At 56.7% G+C, this 2,000-nt stretch carries 3 protein-coding genes; 1 reads left to right on the forward strand and 2 read right to left on the reverse strand.

Features of this window, described 5'->3' with window-relative positions; genetic code table 11:
* Positions 1 to 252 precede the first annotated feature (252 nt).
* Positions 253 to 435, reverse strand: coding sequence for a hypothetical protein (locus AC4GMC_RS18295; protein WP_487877999.1), 183 nt, complete (start codon positions 433 to 435; stop codon positions 253 to 255).
* 291 nt (positions 436 to 726) lie between these two features.
* On the opposite strand from AC4GMC_RS18295, the gene AC4GMC_RS18300 reads away from it, so the two are divergent.
* Positions 727 to 1,533, forward strand: coding sequence for a lytic transglycosylase domain-containing protein (locus AC4GMC_RS18300; protein ID WP_487878000.1), 807 nt, complete (start codon positions 727 to 729; stop codon positions 1,531 to 1,533).
* Positions 1,534 to 1,562: 29 nt separating this feature from the next.
* Here the strand turns inward: AC4GMC_RS18300 and AC4GMC_RS18305 are convergent.
* A partial coding sequence (locus tag AC4GMC_RS18305; protein WP_490367598.1) for a CoA-transferase occupies positions 1,563 to 2,000 on the reverse strand: 438 nt, incomplete at its 5' end.

Consider the following 2,000-nt stretch of genomic DNA (forward strand, 5'->3'; position numbering starts at 1 on the left):
GCTGTCAGAACAACCCAGTCAACGGTTACGGCGCCAGATTCACTTGCAATAAAGTTTTTCAGCATTTTGATATTCCTTGGTGTAGCTCGTTTTTTTAAAAATCGTGGCGCTTGCGCCGTTCGATACATTTGTTTTGCCGATGGAACGGGGCGGCTTTAGGGCGGGCTTTAGACATATTAACGATAAATTAGGTGTTAATTTTAGGCGTTCAGTTGGGATAGGGCCGCCAAAATATAGACGGCCAAATCGTATTTATTTATAAATTACAACACTCTGAGCTGCCGTGTCCACATTTGCCTGCGCCGATAAATGATCGACCCCAGACGAAACTATGGCCGAAATGGCAAGCCCAAGACCCAAAAGGGCGGCCGTCAAAACGAGCCAATCAAGCGCCATTGCGCCGGAATCATCGGTAAAAAATGCTTTCATCATCATGTGCCTCTTTCATTGCTCTGCCTCAGGCGTCGGAAAAATCGCGGATCTTTGGTGATCCGTCTGGCCGCGCCATCCCTTAATAGGTGCGGCGAAATAAGGCACAATCGTGGCAAGCTCTGATCATTTTTCTGAAAATGAGCTCTAATCGCGGAAAATTGGCCCGATTGTTGCGATTTTGCACTGATATCGGGGTGAAACGTGCCTATCGCATTGGTCGAATCCGTCGCGTGTGGCAGGTTCCTGTTCAAGATCCCGCGTCTATTGGCGCTAAAATCAGGGACGAGCAGCTTTATGAAACGTTTGATTATCTGTCTGGGACTCACTTTGGTCCCGCAACTCGGTTGGGCCAGTGAGTGGACGTTCAAGACCGTCAGGCCCCCGGCAGTTGATGCGACCAACCGGATCAACATCCAAATCGCGCCAACCATTGCTGCCGCGCCGCCCGTCACCACGTCGATCGCGGCTCCTGTGTTGCCATCTGCGCCAACGGGAAACTTACAGCCGTGGTTCTGGGACGTCATTCCACCGTCACGGGATCATGGGCAGGCAGGCCGGTTCACCGAAGCCACGCTACACGTCAGCAACGCGCCCAAAGGGTCCGGCATCGCGGCGCCGTCCCTTCAGTTGTTGACCAAGATCGCGACAGCCCATGGGCCCGCGTTGCTGATGCAATCGGTGGGCACCCGCGTGTCGCCCGCCCTCGCGCTTGCGGTCATTGCCGTTGAAAGTGCGGGGCGCACGGATGCGGTCAGCCCGGCAGGGGCGCAAGGCCTGATGCAGTTGATCCCGGCTACCGCGGCGCGCTTTGGTGTTGAGGACAGCAAGGTCGGAAGTCAGAACATCGCAGGCGGCGTGGCCTATCTAGACTGGCTGATGCAGGAATTTGATGGCGACGTGTTGCTGGCGCTTGCGGGGTATAACGCGGGCGAGGGCGCTGTGCGGAAACACGACGGCGTGCCTCCCTTCGCAGAGACCCGCGCCTATGTGCCCAAGGTGTTGGCCGCATGGAACGTGGCACGTAATTTGTGCATGACACCGCCCGAGCTGCCCTCGGACGGGTGCGTTTTCAATTTTGCTGATCTCGCGCGCGGAAATTGAGCCGATGAAACGAAACCCGCGCGACAGGATTAGTTGACCAGCGTGGCCTCGGTCAGGCTGCGCAGTTCGTCTTCGCTGACACCATCGGCCAGCTCAACCAGCTTCAGCCCACCATCCACAACATCCAGCACACCAAGGTTGGTGATGATCCGGTCAACCACGCCCTTGCCTGTCAGGGGCAGGGTGCATTCCTTTAGCAGTTTGGATTGCCCGTGCTTGTTGGCGTGGTCCATAACCACAACCACTCGGCCCACACCGGCCACCAAATCCATCGCGCCGCCCATGCCTTTGACCAGCTTGCCGGGGATCATCCAGTTGGCGAGGTCACCGTTTTCGGCGACCTCCATCGCGCCAAGGATCGCCATTGCAATCTTGCCGCCACGGATCATGCCGAACGACTGTGCGCTGTCGAAATACGCGGTTTGCGGCAGCTCGGTGATGGTTTGCTTGCCTGCGTTGATCAGGTC

Source organism: Thalassobacter sp., assembly GCF_982993085.1.

Coding starts and splice junctions, on each gene's coding strand:
- AC4GMC_RS18295 (WP_487877999.1), bottom strand. CDS start 435: ATGATGATGAAAGCATTTTTTACCGATGATTCCGGCGCAATGGCGCTT.
- AC4GMC_RS18300 (WP_487878000.1), top strand. CDS start 727: ATGAAACGTTTGATTATCTGTCTGGGACTCACTTTGGTCCCGCAACTC.